Source organism: Streptosporangium nondiastaticum, assembly GCF_003011965.1.
Classification (GTDB): Bacteria; Actinomycetota; Actinomycetes; order Streptomycetales; family Streptomycetaceae; genus Streptomyces; species Streptomyces nondiastaticus.
Genome location: NZ_PXWG01000057.1, coordinates 1 through 15943 on the forward strand (window position 1 = coordinate 1; position 15943 = coordinate 15943).

Annotated in this window: 15 protein-coding genes and 1 riboswitch; of the genes, 7 read left to right on the forward strand and 8 right to left on the reverse strand. The window is 73.6% G+C overall.

All coding sequences use genetic code 11. From position 1 onward, the window contains the following. On the reverse strand, positions 1–194 hold a 194-nt coding region (locus tag B7P34_RS20370; protein WP_223268045.1), incomplete at its 3' end, for a hypothetical protein. Between the two features lie 101 nt (positions 195–295). Then, positions 296–652 (reverse strand): hypothetical protein, encoded by a 357-nt coding sequence (locus B7P34_RS20375; RefSeq protein ID WP_146166874.1) that lies wholly within the window; start codon positions 650–652, stop codon positions 296–298. A gap of 215 nt (positions 653–867) precedes the next feature. Between B7P34_RS20375 and B7P34_RS20380 the strand changes: the two genes are divergently transcribed. From B7P34_RS20380 to qcrB, 3 genes are all read left to right on the forward strand, one after another. Beyond that, positions 868–1260, forward strand: a complete 393-nt coding sequence (locus tag B7P34_RS20380) for a hypothetical protein (protein WP_106678442.1) — start codon at positions 868–870, stop codon at positions 1258–1260. 40 nt (positions 1261–1300) lie between these two features. Next, positions 1301–1515: riboswitch (cobalamin riboswitch) on the forward strand. A 178-nt stretch (positions 1516–1693) separates the two neighbouring features. Next, complete coding sequence (metE, locus tag B7P34_RS20385; protein ID WP_106678444.1) at positions 1694–4018, forward strand: 5-methyltetrahydropteroyltriglutamate--homocysteine S-methyltransferase; 2325 nt, start codon at positions 1694–1696, stop codon at positions 4016–4018. Positions 4019–4196: 178 nt separating this feature from the next. Next, positions 4197–5840: a cytochrome bc1 complex cytochrome b subunit gene (gene qcrB, locus B7P34_RS20390; RefSeq protein WP_106678446.1), complete on the forward strand. Its 1644-nt coding sequence runs from the start codon at positions 4197–4199 to the stop codon at positions 5838–5840. A 6-nt stretch (positions 5841–5846) separates the two neighbouring features. On the opposite strand, the gene ctaF is transcribed toward qcrB, so the two are convergent. Both ctaF and ctaD read right to left on the reverse strand, forming a co-directional pair. Then, entirely contained in the window at positions 5847–6236 is a 390-nt protein-coding gene (ctaF, locus tag B7P34_RS20395) for an aa3-type cytochrome oxidase subunit IV (protein ID WP_106678448.1), read from the reverse strand. A 54-nt stretch (positions 6237–6290) separates the two neighbouring features. After that, complete coding sequence (gene ctaD / locus B7P34_RS20400; protein ID WP_223268052.1) at positions 6291–7895, reverse strand: aa3-type cytochrome oxidase subunit I; 1605 nt, start codon at positions 7893–7895, stop codon at positions 6291–6293. Positions 7896–8133: 238 nt separating this feature from the next. Here ctaD and B7P34_RS20405 point away from each other — a divergent pair, with 238 nt between their 5' ends. The 3 genes from B7P34_RS20405 (at position 8134) to B7P34_RS20415 (ending at position 11014) form a co-directional block, all read left to right on the forward strand. After that, positions 8134–8289: a DUF5670 family protein gene (locus B7P34_RS20405; RefSeq protein ID WP_106678500.1), complete on the forward strand. Its 156-nt coding sequence runs from the start codon at positions 8134–8136 to the stop codon at positions 8287–8289. 143 nt (positions 8290–8432) lie between these two features. Continuing rightward, positions 8433–9836, forward strand: coding sequence for a glutamine synthetase family protein (locus B7P34_RS20410; RefSeq protein ID WP_189382921.1), 1404 nt, complete (start codon positions 8433–8435; stop codon positions 9834–9836). A 32-nt stretch (positions 9837–9868) separates the two neighbouring features. Then, positions 9869–11014: an amidohydrolase family protein gene (locus tag B7P34_RS20415; protein ID WP_106678452.1), complete on the forward strand. Its 1146-nt coding sequence runs from the start codon at positions 9869–9871 to the stop codon at positions 11012–11014. Positions 11015–11018: 4 nt separating this feature from the next. Here B7P34_RS20415 and B7P34_RS20420 read toward each other — a convergent pair whose 3' ends face one another. From B7P34_RS20420 to B7P34_RS20435, 4 genes are all read right to left on the reverse strand, one after another. After that, a complete protein-coding gene (locus tag B7P34_RS20420; protein ID WP_106678454.1) occupies positions 11019–11228 on the reverse strand; it encodes a hypothetical protein in 210 nt (69 codons plus the stop codon). A gap of 138 nt (positions 11229–11366) precedes the next feature. Next, a complete protein-coding gene (locus B7P34_RS20425) occupies positions 11367–12629 on the reverse strand; it encodes a hypothetical protein (protein WP_146166875.1) in 1263 nt (420 codons plus the stop codon). Positions 12630–12793: 164 nt separating this feature from the next. Continuing rightward, positions 12794–14086 (reverse strand): cytochrome P450, encoded by a 1293-nt coding sequence (locus B7P34_RS20430; protein WP_106678459.1) that lies wholly within the window; start codon positions 14084–14086, stop codon positions 12794–12796. A 98-nt stretch (positions 14087–14184) separates the two neighbouring features. Then, a complete protein-coding gene (locus B7P34_RS20435) occupies positions 14185–14850 on the reverse strand; it encodes a DUF4360 domain-containing protein (RefSeq protein ID WP_106678461.1) in 666 nt (221 codons plus the stop codon). Positions 14851–14976: 126 nt separating this feature from the next. On the opposite strand from B7P34_RS20435, the gene B7P34_RS20440 reads away from it, so the two are divergent. Further along, positions 14977–15933 carry an NAD(P)/FAD-dependent oxidoreductase gene (locus B7P34_RS20440; RefSeq protein ID WP_106678462.1) on the forward strand — a complete coding sequence of 319 codons (957 nt, stop codon included), beginning with the start codon at positions 14977–14979 and terminating at the stop codon, positions 15931–15933. The last annotated feature ends 10 nt before the right edge of the window (positions 15934–15943 follow it).

Below are 15943 nucleotides of genomic sequence, written 5' to 3' on the forward strand. Positions count from 1 at the left end.
GGCCTCTCTTCGCCCCGGTGCGCGGGGTGCGTGGCGCCGGGGCTTCCCGGCGGGTCGGACGGGTTCTGCGGATCCGGGGCGGTGGCCGGGGGCTGCTCGCCGCCGGCGGAGGTGTGCTCGGGGCCGGGTTCGGGGGCGCGGTAGACCTGGGCGCGCAGATAGGCGCTCAGGACACGCGCGGGATCGAGGGGCATGACGTCTCTCTGCTTCTCGTGCCTGAAGGTGTGAGGAAAGTTCCGGGCGTGCCGGACGCGACGGCCCGTCCCCACGGGGCCGGGACGGGCGGGGGTTCCTCTCAGCAGCGCAGGACGTCGTTGCGCGCGGGGCCGGCGGTGACCGCGGGACCTTCGGGAGCCGGCGGTGTCAGCCGGCCGCCGGGGGCCGGCGGGGATCCGGCTCCCGTGGAGTCCTGCGGGGAGGGGACGCAGGCACGCCTGCCCGGCGACACCTGGACGCGGGGCGTGCGGTTGTCCGCGACGCAGTCGTCCGCGGTGGCGAACTCCACGGACACGGGCGCCTCTTCCGGGCCGGAGCCCAGGGCGAACACCGTGCCGCTCCCTCCGGAGAAGAGCAGCAGGACGGAGACCAGCACGGCGACCGCGGTGCGCAACACGGGCTGCGACGGAGGCGGTGCGGGGCTCCACAGGGTCATGCGCCAAGCGTAATCAGTCAATTACTTTGGGCGCATTCCACCGTTCGGGTGAGGCCGCCGGCGCCGGGACGGCATCTCCCGGCGGGAACGGGGCACCTGGCCCGTATGGTCGCACAGCCCGCGGCACGGAACCCGGGCGCGCCGTACGGTCGGAGCAGGGCTTCTCCGCGCACGGCGGCGGCCCGGTCACGGCAACGACGGCGGAGGAGGAGCAGGTGACGGATGCCCGGGAGAGTGCGGACCACGTCAGCGTGCATCTGACGGACTGCGGCCACCAGGACGCGGGCGCCGTCTTCGGCGTCCTGGAGGCCGCGTTCCCCGAAGCCGGTCCGCCGCGCAGCGAGACCAGCCCGGGCGCGCCCGGTGCGGGCCCGATGATCTGGTGCATGACGGTCGACACCCGCACGCGGCTGGGCGAGGGCGCGGCGCAGCCGGGGAAGGCTCCCCTCTCGGGAACGGTCACGGCCGACCTGTTCGGTGCCGCCGATCCCGTCCGCCAGGTCAAGGAGGAGCTGGAGCGCGCCTTCGACGCCGAGCACCGCGGTCACGTCTCCGGCGAGCACGAGATGGAGCTGCGGCTGAAGCTGGCGACGCGAACCGCCTCGTGAGGCGCGCCACTTCACTCTTCCGTGTCCCTGCCCCGCGGCCTAGAGTGACAGTGCAGCTGGTTCGCCCTGCTCGCCAGGCAGGCGCGTCGCAAGAGGGAACCCGGTGGGAATCCGGGACTGCCCCGCAGCGGTGAGCGGGAACGACCGCCGTCATACGCACTGGATCCGTACGGGTCCGGGAAGCGACGGCCAGTAGGTGCCATGTGATGTGGCGTGCCCGCGAGTCCGAAGACCTGCCGACTGCCCGTGCGCTGCCGAGCGCACGGAGATCCCGGTGACCTCGAGGGCGGGTCGGCGCACACATCAGGCGGGCACACGCGGCGGCGCTACGAGCGACCGCATCGCGGCGGGGCCCGCCCGGTCCGCCGTTCCTTCGCGCCTTTCGTCCGTCCCCGGGGTCATGGACGCACGCACACTCGCGAAGGAGAGTTCCGTGACCAGCAAGTCCGCAGCCGCGGCAGCACAGGCCACCGTCCACGGCTACCCCCGGCAGGGTCAGGGCCGTGAACTGAAGAAGGCGATCGAGGGGTACTGGAAGGGCCGCGTCACGGCCGGTGCCCTGCGGGACACGGCCGCCGCACTGCGCCGTACGAACTGGCAGCAGCTGGCCGGGGCCGGTGTGCACGAAGTGCCCACGGGCGACTTCTCGTTCTACGACCACGTCCTGGACACCAGTGTGATGGTCGGCGCGATCCCCGAGCGGCACCGCGGGGCCGTCGAGGCCGACGCCCTGGACGGCTACTTCGCCATGGCCCGTGGCACTCAGGAGGTGGCGCCGCTGGAGATGACCAAGTGGTTCGACACCAACTACCACTATCTGGTTCCCGAACTCGGCCCCGACACGGTCTTCGCCGCGGACTCCGCCAAGCAGGTGGCGGAGCTGAAGGAGGCCCTCGCACTCGGCCTGACGGCCCGTCCGGTGCTCGTCGGCCCCGTCACGTACCTGCTGCTGGCCAAGCCCGCGCCGGGCGTCGCCGCCGGCTTCGAGCCGCTCACCCTCCTCGACCGGCTGCTGCCGGTGTACGCCGAGGTCCTCGCCGACCTGCGGGCCGCGGGCGCCGCATGGGTGCAGCTCGACGAGCCCGCCCTGGTCCAGGACCGTTCCCCCGCCGAGCTCAACGCGGCCGCCCGCGCCTACCGCGACCTCGGCGGTCTCACCGACCGGCCCAGGCTGCTGGTCGCCTCCTACTTCGACCGGCTCGGCGAGGCCCTCCCGGTCCTCGCCAAGGCGCCGGTCGAGGGCCTCGCCCTGGACTTCACCGGTCCCGCCGCCGCCAACCTCGGCGACCTCGCGGCCGCCGGCGGGCTGCCCGGCAAGCGGCTCGTCGCCGGCGTCGTCAACGGCCGCAACGTGTGGATCAACGACTTCGAGAAGTCCCTGTCCACCCTCGGCACGCTCCTCGGCCTCGCCGGCCGGGTCGACGTCGCCCCGTCCTGCTCCCTGCTGCACGTGCCGCTGGACGCCGCGGCCGAGCGGGACATCGATCCGCAGATCGCCCGCTGGCTCGCGTTCGCCCGCCAGAAGACCGCCGAGGTGGTGACGCTGGCCCGCGGCCTGGCGCAGGGCCCCGACACCATCGCGGCCGCCCTGGCCGCCAACCGCGCCGACCTGGCCTCGCGGGCCGGCTCGGCCATCACCCGGGACCCGGCCGTCCGCGCCCGCGCCGCCGCCGTCACCGACGCCGACGCCCGCCGCTCACAGCCGTACGAACAGCGGGCGGCCGCCCAGCGGGCCCACCTCGGCCTGCCCCTGCTGCCGGTCACCACGATCGGCTCGTTCCCGCAGACGGCGGAGCTGCGCACCGCCCGCGCCGACCTGCGCTCGGGGCGGATCGGCACCGAGGCGTACGAGGAGCGCATCAAGGCCGAGATCCGCGAGGTCCTCGCCTTCCAGGAAAAGGCCGGCATCGACGTCCTCGTGCACGGCGAGCCCGAGCGCAACGACATGGTGCAGTACTTCGCCGAGCAGCTGACGGGCTATCTGGCCACGCAGCACGGCTGGGTCCAGTCGTACGGCACGCGCTACGTCCGCCCGCCGGTCCTCGCCGGCGACATCTCCCGCCCGGAGCCGATGACGGTCCGCTGGACGCGCTACGCCCAGTCGGTGGCGGGCAAGCCCGTCAAGGGCATGCTGACCGGCCCGGTCACCATGCTCGCCTGGTCGTTCGTCCGCGACGACCAGCCGCTCGCCGACACCGCCCGCCAGGTCGCCCTCGCCCTGCGCGACGAGGTCGCCGACCTGGAGGCCGCGGGCACGTCGGTGATCCAGGTGGACGAGCCGGCGCTGCGCGAGACGCTGCCGCTGCGCGCCGCGGACCACGCCGCGTACCTGGCGTGGGCGACCGAGGCGTTCCGCCTCTCCACCAGCGGCGTCCGGCCGGACACCCAGATCCACACGCACATGTGCTACGCGGAGTTCGGCGACGTCCTCCGGGCCATCGACGACCTCGACGCCGACGTCATCAGCCTGGAGGCCGCCCGCTCGCACATGCAGGTCGCCGCCGAGCTGGCCACGGCGGGCTACCCGCGCGAGGTCGGGCCCGGCGTCTACGACATCCACTCCCCGCGCGTCCCCGGCGCGGACGAGGCCGCGGCGCTGCTGCGCAAGGGCCTGGAGGCGATCCCCGGCGAGCGCCTGTGGGTCAACCCGGACTGCGGGCTGAAGACCCGCGGCTGGCCCGAGGTCCGGGCCTCGCTGCAGAACCTGGTCACGGCGGCGCGGGAGGTCCGGGCGGAGCTGCCCGGCAGCGCGTCCTGACTCCTGACGACGAGCTGAGGTGAGGGGCGGGCGCCGGTGCGACACGGCGCCCGCAGCGCCGCGTGGTCCGGGTGACACCCGGCGGTCAGGCGGTTGAGCTCCCGGCGCGCCGGATACCCATCAGCCGCGGTCCCGCGCGCGGAAGCGGGTGCCGGCGAGCCGACAGGGAGCGTGGCGGGTGAAAGAGAAGGTCCGGGAGGCGGCCCTGACCGGCTTCGTGGCACTGGACCGGCGGCTGCCGGCCGCCGAGGCGGCGAAGGCGCTGCTGCGCAAGGCGTTCCCCGACCACTGGTCGTTCCTCCTGGGGGAACTGGCCCTCTACAGCTTCGCCGTCCTGGTGCTCACCGGCTCCTACCTGACGCTCTTCTTCGACCCGGGCATGACGCAGGGCGTGTACGCCGGGCCGTACGAGCCGCTGCGCGGCCTGCGCATGTCGCAGGCGTACCTGTCGACGCTCGACCTGAGCTTCGAGGTGCGGGGCGGGCTGCTCATCCGGCAGGTCCACCACTGGGCCGCGCTCGTCTTCGTGGCGGCGATCGCGGTCCACATGCTCCGGGTGTTCTTCACGGGCGCCTTCCGCAGGCCCCGGGAGGTCAACTGGATCGTGGGCCTGACGCTGTTCGTCCTCGCGCTCCTCGAAGGCTTCGCCGGCTACTCGCTGCCGGACGACCTGCTCTCGGGGACGGGGATGCGGACGGCGAACACGATCGTGATGTCGATCCCCGTCGTGGGCACGTACCTGAGCTCGTTCGTGTGGCGCGGTCCGTTCCCGGGGCACGTGATCCTTCCCCGGCTGTACGTCGTGCACGTGCTGTTCGTGCCCGGTGTGCTGATCGCCCTGATCACCGCGCACCTGATCCTGGTGGTCTACCTCAAGCACACGCACTGGGCGGAGCGCGGCCGGACGAACCGCAACGCCGTCGGGATGCCGATGTTCCCGCAGTTCGTCACTAAGTCCACGGGCCTGTTCCTGATGATCTTCGGCCTGCTGACCGCGCTCGGCGGGCTCGCCCAGGTCAACCCCGTCTGGGCGTACGGGCCCTACCGGGCCGATCAGGTGGCGACGGACGCCCAGCCCGACTGGTACGTGGGGTTCCTGGAGGGCGCCCTGCGCGTGATGCCCCCGTGGGAGACGGTGCTGTGGGGGCACACCTTCATGTGGAACGTGCTGATCCCGGCGGTCATCCTGCCGGGCCTGCTGTTCACGGGCCTCTATCTGTACCCCTTCCTGGAGAAGTGGATCGCCGGGGACCGTTCGGAGCACCACCTGGCCGACCGCCCCCGCAACCAGGCCGCCCGCACGGCGCTGGGCGTGGCCGGCATCGTCTTCTACGCGGTCCTGCTGGCGGCCGGCGGCAACGACGTGATCGCGTACTCCTTCCGGGTCTCCGTCAACACCCTGACCTGGATCTTCCGCGTCGCGGTGGTGCTCGGCCCGGTGCTCGCGTTCTGGGTCACCCGGCGCATCTGCCTGGCCCTGCAGGCGCACGACCGCAGGCTGCTCGCCGAGGGCCACGAGAGCGGGAACGTCGAGCAGGACGTCCAGGGCGGGCTCGACGAGGGCCATAAGGCGCTGTCCGCCGGGCAGAGCTACCGCCTGATGGTGCGTGAGGTGCCGCGGCCCCTGACGGCGCCCCGGGGGGAGCTGCCGCGCCGGCAGCGGCTGCGGCTGGCCCTGAGCTCCTGGTACTACGGTGACCGCGTCGAGGTCCCCGTGACGCCCGAGCAGCGGCGCGCCATCGAGGAGCGCACGGCCGCGCCGGTCGAGCCGGAGGAGCCGGACGCGGCCGCCGGGGCCGAGCCGGCCGGGCGCGGTTCCTAGCGGCTGTCAGTCGCGCTGGACGTGCTGGAAGGCCATGCCGCCCACCCCGGCGGCCAGGACACCGAAGCCGATGACGAACAGCCACAGCCCGTAGACGATGCCCAGGGCCGAGAGGGCGGCGCCCAGGGCGGTCAGGGGCGGGTAGGCGCTGCGCGGCGGGAAGAAGTCCAGGGGGCCCGCGCGGTCGGCGATCGCGGCCTTCTTGTCGTCCTCCGGACGGGCGCCCCGGCGGCGGTAGTTCATGGCGAAGAAGAAGGACATCAGCGACGCCATGACGAACGACACCGTCAGCGCGGCGGTTCCCGCGGGTTCGCGCCCGGAGAGCCAGGCGTAGACGGCGCCGGCGACGAGGAAGAAGCCGGCGACGCCGGCGAAGAGGACGGCCTCGGTCTTCATCGGGACATGTTCCTCGCTGTCGGGGGAGCTCCCGGCTACCGGGGAGTCTCCCGGCTACCGGGGGAGGCTCCTGGCTTCCGCCGCCTCCAGGGCTTCCGGGTGGTGCAGGTCGAAGGCGGGCGAATCGGACCGCACCCGCGGCAGTGCGTGGAAGTTGTGGCGCGGCGGCGGGCAGCTCGTGGCCCACTCCAGGGAACGGCCGTAGCCCCAAGGGTCGTCGACGGTCACCTTCGGCGCGTGGCGGGCGGTGCGCCACACGTTGTACAGGAACGGCAGCGTCGAGATGCCGAGCAGGAACGCGCCGATGGACGAGACGGTGTTCATGAGGGTGAACCCGTCGGCGGCGAGGTAGTCGGCGTAGCGCCGGGGCATGCCGGACTGGCCGAGCCAGTGCTGGACCAGGAACGTGATCTGGAAGCCGGCGAAGAGGGTGAAGAAGTGGATCCTCCCCAGCCGTTCGTCGAGCATGCGGCCCGTCCATTTCGGCCACCAGAAGTAGAAGCCGCCGAACATGGCGAAGACGACGGTGCCGAAGAGCACGTAGTGCAGGTGGGCGACGATGAAGTACGAGTCGGTGACGTGGAAGTCGAGCGGCGGCGAGGCGATGAGGACACCGCTGAGGCCGCCGAGCAGGAAGGTGACGAGGAAGCCGGTCGCCCACAGCATGGGCGTCTCGAAGGAGACGCTGCCGCGCCACATCGTGCCGATCCAGTTGAAGAACTTCACTCCGGTGGGGACGGCGATCAGGAAGGACATCAGGGAGAAGAAGGGCAGCAGGACGGCTCCGGTCGCGAACATGTGGTGCGCCCACACGGATGCCGACAGCATGGTGATGGCGATGGTGGCGCCCACCATCCCGGCGTAGCCGAAGAGCGGTTTGCGGCTGAACACCGGGATGATCTCGGTGATCACGCCGAAGAACGGCAGGGCGACGATGTAGACCTCGGGGTGGCCGAAGAACCAGAACAGGTGCTGCCACAGCAGGGCACCGCCGTTGGCCGCGTCGAAGACGTGGGCGCCGAACTTCCGGTCCGCCTCCAGGCACAAGAGGGCGGCGGTGAGGACGGGAAAGGCGAGCAGCGCCAGGATGGAGGTGAACAGGATGTTCCAGGTGAAGACCGGCATCCGGAACATCGTCAGGCCCGGCGCGCGCAGGCACACGATGGTGGCGATGAAGTTCACCGACCCCAGGACCGTGCTGAGGCCCGCCACGACCAGGCCCATCGCCCACAGGTCGCCGCCGGCGCCGGGCGAGTAGACGGCGCTGTTGAGCGGGGCGTAGGCGAACCAGCCGAAGGGCGCGGCACCGCCGGGGACGACGAAACCCGAGACGACGATCAGCCCGCCGAGGAGGAACAGCCAGTACGTCATGGCGTTCAGCCGCGGGAACGCCACGTCCGGGGAGCCGATCTGCAGGGGCATCACGGCGTTGGCGAACCCGGCGAACATGGGCGTCGCGAACAGCAGCATCATGACGGTGCCGTGCATGGTGACCAGCTGGTTGTACTGCGCGGTGCTGACGAGCTGCAGGCCCGGACGGGCCAGTTCCGCCCGCATGACCATCGCCATGAGCCCCGCGAGGAGGAAGAAGCAGAAGGCGGTCACCAGATACATGTTCCCGATCACTTTGTGATCGGTGGTGGTGAGGTACGTGAGCATCCTGCCGCCCAGCCGGACCGGAGGGCCGTCGGCGGTCGCCGTCGCCCCGTCCGTGCTCTCCTGCTCCAGCTGCGGCATCGCCCCTCCGTGGGCCCGTGCCCGTTGCGGCGGGCGCCTCGTGTGTAGCCGGGTGCGCCGGAGCGCAAACCACGAATCGGCCATTCGGACGGGCGGCCGGAAGCACACCGCCCATAGAAGGCCCGGACGGGGGCAGACGAAGGAAAAGGAGGTGAACCTCATGGTTCCACTGCTGATTGTCCTTCTCCTCGCGCTGCTCCTCTTCGGCGCCGGCTTCGCACTCAAGATCCTCTGGTGGGTCGCGATCATCGTGATCGTCCTCTGGCTCCTCGGCTTCCTCGTCCGCTCGGGCGGGGGCCGCTGGTACCGCTGGTAGCAGCCGGGCCCGGCTTCGGCTCCGCGGCCGCCGGCCGGTGTCCTGATCGGGCCAGGGGTACGGCGTTTCGTCACCGGGCACGCCCTCGTGCGGTGTAATGGCCCACAAGAGTGGCGAGACACCGGGCATCCCCAGGAGCGAGCGTGGACACACCACCGCACGAAGCCGCGGCCTCGGCCGCACGTCAGGAAGCAGCGCGGCTCACGGCCAAGGACATCCACGGCATCGCCCTGACCTGGGTCGACAACGCGGGCATCACCCGCATGAAGGCCGTCCCCACCGCCCGGCTCGCCCACGCGGCCCAGTGGGGCGTGGGCATGTCGCCCGTCTTCGACGTGTACCTCAGCGACGACTCCGCCGTCACCAGCCGTCACATCGGCGGCCCCGACGGCGACCTGCGCCTCTTCCCCGACCTCGACCGGCTCACCGTCCTCGCCGCCCAGCCGGGCTGGGCCTGGGCCCCGGCCGACCGCCACGAACAGGACGGCACTCCGTACGCGGCCTGCCAGCGCCGGTTCGCGCGGCGCATGACCGACCGGGCCGCGCGAGCCGGCCTCCGGCTGCGCATGGGGTACGAGACCGAGTGGGTCGTCACCCACGCCGCGGGACGGGCGGACGGGCAGGCCGCCGGCGGGAACGGCTCCAGCCCGGAGGAGGGTGCGCCGCACTACGCCGGCCCCGGCCCCGCCTACGGCATGACGCGCGTCGTCGGCCTCTCCGACTACGTGCGCGACGTCCTGCGGGCCCTGGCCGCCCAGGGCATCGACGTGCTGCAGATCCACCCGGAGTACTCCCCCGGCCAGTTCGAGGTCTCCACCGCCGCGGCCGGCCCCGTCACCGCCGCCGACCACGCCGTGCTCGTCCGGGAGACCATCCGCGCCGTGTCCGCGCGCCACGGCCTGCACGCCACGTTCGCGCCCCTCGTCGAACCCGGCACCGTGGGCAACGGCGCGCACCTCCACCTCAGCCTCTGGCGGGACGGCGGCAACCTGTTCCGCGGCGGCGACGGGCCGTTCGGCCTGACCGGGCCCGGCGAGGCGTTCCTCGCCGGCGTCCTCCACGAGCTGCCCGCCCTGCTGGCGATCACCGCCCCGCACCCCGCGAGCTACCTCAGGCTCGCCCCCTCCCGGTGGGCCGGCGCCTACCAGTGCTGGGGGCCCGAGAACCGGGAGGCGGCGCTGCGCCTCATCCCCGGCCCGGCCCGGGACGCGGGCAGCGCCAACGCCGAGATCAAGTGCATCGACGCGACGGCCAATCCGTACCTGACCGCGGGCGCGGTCATCGCCGCGGGCCTGAACGGCATCGAGCAGAAGCTCACCCTGCCCGACCCCGTCAGCGGCGACCCGGCGGTCACCGGCGCCGCCGTGCCCCGGCTGCCCACGAGCCTGCCGGAGGCCCTCGACCGCCTCCGCGGCTCGGACCTGCTCCGCGACGCCCTCGGGGAGCCGCTCTACGAGGCGTTCCTGGCCGTCCGCGAAGGCGAGCACGCGCGCACGCGGCACGACTCCCCGGAGGCCGTCGTCTCGGACCTCCGGCACCGGTACTGACGAGGAACCGACTCCACGGAGGGGCTGCGCCCATGGTGAACCCTGCGGACCTGGTGAACCCGGCGGACCCGGCCGGCCCGCCGGACCTGGTGGACCACCACTGCCACGGCGTGGCCCGCGGCCCCCTCGACGAGGCCCGGTTCCTGTCCTACTTGACGGAGTCCGACGCGCCGGCCGCCGACGGCACCACGTTCTTCGACAGCCAGCTGGGCTTCGCCGTGCGCCGCTGGTGCCCGCCGCTGCTCGGGCTCCCCGCGCACTGCCCGCCCGCCGACTACCTCGCGCGCCGCGCCGCACTGGGCGAGGAGGAGACCGGCCGGCGGCTGCTGCGCGCCACCGGCATCACCGATTACGTCGTCGACACCGGCCTCGCCGACGGCCTCACCACCCCCGAGGAGCTCGCCGCGGCGGGCGGCGGGCGCGCCCACGAGATCGTCCGGCTGGAGACCGTCGCCGAGCGCACGGCGCAGAAGGCCGGCAGCGTCCGGGAGTTCCTCGACGGCCTGCAGGAGGCCGTGCACGAAGCGGCCCGTACGGCGGTGGGCTTCAAGTCGGTGGCCGCCTACCGCCACGGCCTCGGCTTCGACCCCGCTCCACCGGGCCCCGGGGAGCTCGGCGCCGCCGTGGGCCGGCTGCTGGCCGCGCGGGACGGCGGCCGGCGCCTGACCGACCCCGTACTCCTCCGGCACCTGCTGTGGACGGCCGCCGGAACCGCGCTGCCCCTGCAGATCCACACCGGGTTCGGCGACCCCGACCTGCGCCTGCACCGCAGCGATCCGGCCCTGCTCACCGACTTCATCAAGGCCGTGCGGCCCACGGGGTGCCCGCTGGTGCTCCTGCACGCCTACCCGTACCACCGCAACGCGGCCTACCTCGCCCACGTCTTCCCGCACGTCTACGCCGACGTCGGGCTGACGCTCTCCTACACCGGGGCGCGCGCCGCGGCCGTCCTCGCCGAGGTGCTGGAAGTGGCCCCGTTCGGGAAGGTGCTGTTCTCCACCGACGCCTACGGGCTGCCCGAGCTGTACGTGGCCGGCAGCCGCCTGTTCACGCGGGCGGTCCGGCAGTTGACGCAGGCGTGGGCGGACGAGGGCGCCTGGGCCGCCGCCGACGCGCCCCGGATCGCGGCGCTGCTCGGCTCCGGGAACGCGCGGCGGCTGTACGGGCTGGCGCGCTGAGCCGTCAGACGATGCCTTCGAGCGGGTTCTGAACGGACAGCACGCGGCCGCTGAAGAGGCCCACGTCGATCACTCCGTCCGCCAGCGCCGTGACGGTTCCGCCCAGAACGCTGGCATCAACATCCGCATGCGCCGGTGAGGCCAGAACCACCCCGCCCACACTCAACAGGACGGTGGCGGCAGCCGTCGTCAGGGCAGAGCGCAGACGCTTCATCGCGAACTCCTCGCTATGTGGGGATCTGTCACCCGACTGCTACCGTCCCGGCACGCCCGTCACCCCCGCTCTGCCCGCACGCGCCGACGCGCACCACCGCGCGCCCCGGTGGTGAGCCGGGGTGCTTTTGATGGTGCGTCAGTACGCCACCGTGGGCGGTGCGTTCTCCTCCGCTTCCTGCAGGCGCGTACGGATGTGACCGGCCGCGCCCTCGCCGCCGGGGACCCTCTCCCACAGGGCGAGCAGGGCGGGGGCGAGCAGGGGCGCCTGGTCGCCGCTGTGCTGCCAGCAGTAGTGAGCGCGTTTCAGCGCCGCCAGGGCTTCTCCGTCGGCGGGTCCGCTGCGGCCGAGGCGGGCGGCGGCGGCCGTCATCCAGAGCTCGGCGGCCCGGGAGTGGTCACCGGCCATGCGGGCGAGGTCCGCGCGGACCTCGATCCACAGTCCCGCCTCGGGGCTGTCCGGCCCGTAGCGGCGCAGGGCCTGTTGCTCGGCCGCGGCGGCCATGGCCGCGGCCTCGTTGTGCCGGCCTGCGTGGGCGGCGGCCAGGATGCCGGGCAGGAGGTCGTCCTGCGCGGGGGCGGGGACAGGAGCGGCGGCGGGTGCGGGGACGGGGTCGGGGGGCCGGACCGGGGCGGGTTCCGGCTGCCGCGGGGAAGCCGCCGGCTGCAGGGGGGCCGGTTCCCGCGAGAGAGCCGGCCCGTACGCCGACCGGGGCTCCGGCTGCGGGTGCGGACGGGCCGCGGCGGCGACGTTCGCCAGGACCGGGCCGGGCGTTCCCCACTGCAGGGGCACGGTGTCCGGGCCCGGATCCGCGGCGAGCAGGGCCCGTCGGTGGACCGCCGGCACGTCGAGCGCGGGGCCGGCGTGGGGGTCGCCCGTCCGCAGGGCTTCGAGCAGGGCGCGCGTGTAGGGGCCGGCTTCGCGCGCGGGCACCGGCGGGACGGGGTTGACGACGCCGAACAGGGGCACCCCCTGGGCGAGTTCGCCGGAGCCGGCCCCGCTCACGACGTGCGGCCACGCGGCGGTGTCGGCCTCCAGGTCCGCCATCAGCAGCACCGGCCCCGCGTGGGCCTGCAGGGTGCGCAGCAGCCACGCCCAGGGCAGCCCGGTGTAGCGGACGGTGGCGGGGGTGCTGCCGGGCAGGGCCAGGTGCAGCTCGCCGCCGCGGCGGGCGGGGACCATCAGCCGTCCCGTCACCCAGACCAGGAGGGGGCCGGGCACCGCCGCGGCGTGCTGCAGATAGGCCAGGGCGCTCTGCGGGCCCTCCACCGCGGGCAGTTGGACCACGTCCACGGCGTCCGCGGCGAGGAAGCGGCGGGGGTGGGCGCCCGCGACGGCGTGCGCGGTCGGATTCGGCAGGACACCTCGTCGCCGGTCAGGCGTACCGTCCAGTAACAGCACGCAACCCCGGACCGTGTCGACCACTACGCACTTCCTCCCTGGCAGCACACAAAGGCACAGGCCACTGTAGAGCCCGTGCGTGCGGCGAGGGGAGGAAGTCCCTCCGACCACCCGGCCGACAGGTCTGCGGAGGCCGTGGCCCGGCGCCCGGGCGGATCCGCCGGTCAGCCGGCGGAACCGGCGCGGGCCACGGGGAGGCTGCGCGGGCCGCGGACGAGGAGGCCGGGGCGGTAGGGAAGGGTGGCGGGGTCGGCGGCGAGGGCGAGGTCCGGCATCCGGCCGTCCGCACCGAAGAGCATCGGAAGGGCTACCTCCGCTTCGAGCCGGGCGAGCCGGGAGCCGAGGCAGAAGTGCGGGCCGTGCCCGAAGGCCGCGTGGGGCGCCGCCCGTTCAGCCGCCCGCTCGGTCGTCCGTACGGCTGCCCGCTCGCCGGAGGCGTCGTAGCGGCCGGGCCTGAACGCGTCCGGCTCCGGGAAGACGCCGGGGTCGCGGTTGGCCGCGGCGAGGACGACGAGGACCGAGGCGTCGGCGGGCAGGACCACCCCGTCGCCCAGGTCGACCTCCTCGGTCGTGCGCCGCCACGTCGTCCCCTCCAGCGGGCTGGCGTGGCGCAGGGCCTCCTCGGCCACGGCGGCCCAGCGCGCGGGCCCGCCCCGCCGGGCCGCGGCCAGCTCCCCGGGGTGGGTGAGCAGGAGGAGCGAGGCGGAGGCGAGCAGGTTCATGGTCGTCTCGTAGCCGGCGAAGAGCAGCAGGAACGCCATCGCGAGCAGTTCGCCGTCGTCCAGCCCGCCCTCGGCCTCGTCGTGGACGAGGGCGCTGAAGAGGTCGTCGCCGGGCGTCCGCCGCTTCCGGGCGATGAGCGAGGTGAAGTAGCCGTGGAGGCTGGTCCACGCGCGGTCGACGGCGCCGGCGGGGAGGGCGTCCGCGGGCGAGCCGACCTGGTAGGTCCAGGTGCGCAGGTCGGCCCGGTCGGCGGTGGGCACGCCGAGCACCTCGCCGATGACGAGGACGGGCAGCGGGAAGGCGAAGGCGTCGACGAGGTCGGCCGTGCCCTCGCGGGCGAGCCGGTCCGCCACGTCCGCCACCAGTTCCGCCGTGAGCCGTTCGATGCGGGGGCGGAGGGCGTCGACCCGGCGCGGGGTGAAGGCGGCGGTGGTCAGCCGGCGCAGCCGGGTGTGGTCGGGCGCGTCGGTGTTGAGCATGTGGCGGGCGAGGCAGCCGCGGGCGCGCTGGGCGGGAGAGTCCGGCTTGGGGCGGCCCGCGGCGCGCGGGGGCACGTTGGAGAAGCGCGGGTCGGCCAGCACCTCCCGGGCCTGCCGGTAGCCGGTGACCAGCCAGGCGTCCGTGCCGTTGGCCAGCGCCACGCGCGCCGCGGGACCCGTGGTGCGCAGGTGCGCGTAGTACGGGTAGGGGTCGCGTGCGAAGGAAGGGTCCGCGGGGTCGAGGGTGTCGAGCACCTGTTCATCCTCGCCGGTCCCGGCCGCTTCCGGACAGCGGGGCCGATACCAGTGCGGGCAAGGGGTGGCTTGTACGGTTCCCACAACCCCCGGGGCGGCTACGGCTTGGGCGGGCACTCCTTCCAGGCCAGGCGGTAGACGGTGTTGATGGCGCCGTCGGTGGAGTCCATGGCCATGAAGCTGGTGGTCTTCGAGGGGTCGGAGGTGCCCGCTCCGACGGTCAGCTCGGTGTTGATGTTGAAGTTGCGCTGTTCTCCGCAGGGCGCCCACACGTACTGCGCGATCTCGTTGGTGTCGGTCGACTGCCAGCTGTCGTCCAGCGCGCCCTTGAACTGGTGCGTCTTGACGGCGGTCTGCGATTGTCCCTGGAAGTAGTACGAGGCCTGCTGCTCTCCCGTGGCGCCGGGTTCGAGATGGGCATATCCGCGGTAGTCGGCGCTCGCAATCGCGTACGTGAATCCGTGCGGCACATGCACGATCAGATTCAATTGGCAGTTCTTACGGAAGTCCGTCGGTTTCGTTCCCCGCCCCACCTGGGCGAGGTATTGGCTGTACGTGACCGTGAAGGCGGTGTTGTCGAGGGAGACGGCCACGGCGGCGGTGCCCTGCGGGCAGCCGGAGCCGTTCACGGTCGCGACCTCGATCACGATTTTGTCGGGCGGCACGGCGATCGCCGGGGCCGCCGCGTGCGCGGGCAGCACCGGGCCGCACAACGCCACGAGGGCGGCGGCACCGCAGAGGAGGGGAATTCTGGATCTGGACATGGCGCTCCTAAGGAGGCTCGGCGGAGACCGGATCCGGGTGGGGCATCAATTCCACAGGGAAAGGGAGAAGTCAACAGCCCCGATAAACGAGAAAAGAAGTTCCGGACACGGCGGTACGGTGTCGCCATGACGGGCGATGCGATCGTCGTGGGGGCGGGGGTCATCGGGCTGACCACCGCGGTGGTGCTGGCGGAGGCCGGGCGGCGGGTGGAGGTGTGGAGCCGGGAGCGGCCCGCGGAGACCACCTCGGCCGTGGCCGGCGGCCTCTGGTGGCCGTACCGGATCGAGCCCCGGGAGGCGGTCGGCGGCTGGGCCCTCGCGTCCTTCCGGCAGCTTTCCCGCCTCGCGGACCGGCCGGACGAGACGGGCGTCCGGCTCGTCGAGGGGACGCACGCGAGCACGGAGCCGGAGCGGCGGGCCGACTGGGCCGCGGGCGTCCCCGGGCTGCGGCCGGCCGGCCACGGAGAACTGCCCGCGGGCTACGGTCACGGTCTCCGCGCCCGTACGCCACTGGTGGACATGCCGGCATATCTCGGGTATCTGCAGCGGCGGTTCGCCGCGGCGGGCGGCACCGTCGCCCACCGGGCCGTGCCGCACCTGGCCGAGGCGGGCCGCTGCGCACCGCTCGTCGTCAACTGCACCGGGCTCGGCGCCCGCGACCTCGTCCCCGACCCGCGGGTGCACCCCGTGCAGGGTCAGGTCGTCGTCGTGGAGGATCCGGGGGTCACCGAGTGGCTCGTCGCCGAGGACGGCGCGACGGGAGAGTTCCTCCACGTCTTCCCGCAGCCGTACGGCGTGATCCTCGGCGGGACCGCGCGCGAGCACGTCTGGGACCGCTCCCCCTCGCCCGCCACGGCCCGGTCGATCATCGACCGCTGCGCGCGCGTGGACCCGCGGCTGGCGGAGGCCCGGGTCCTGGCCCACCGGGCCGGCCTGCGCCCGGTCCGCTCCCCCGCGCGGCTGGAGGCCGGCCGGCTGCCGGGCGGTGCACGGCTGGTCCACAACTACGGCCACGGCGGGGCGGGAGTGACGGTGTCGTGGGGCTGCGCGCTCGTCGCGGCCCGGCTGGCGGACGGGGACTGACCGGAAGGGC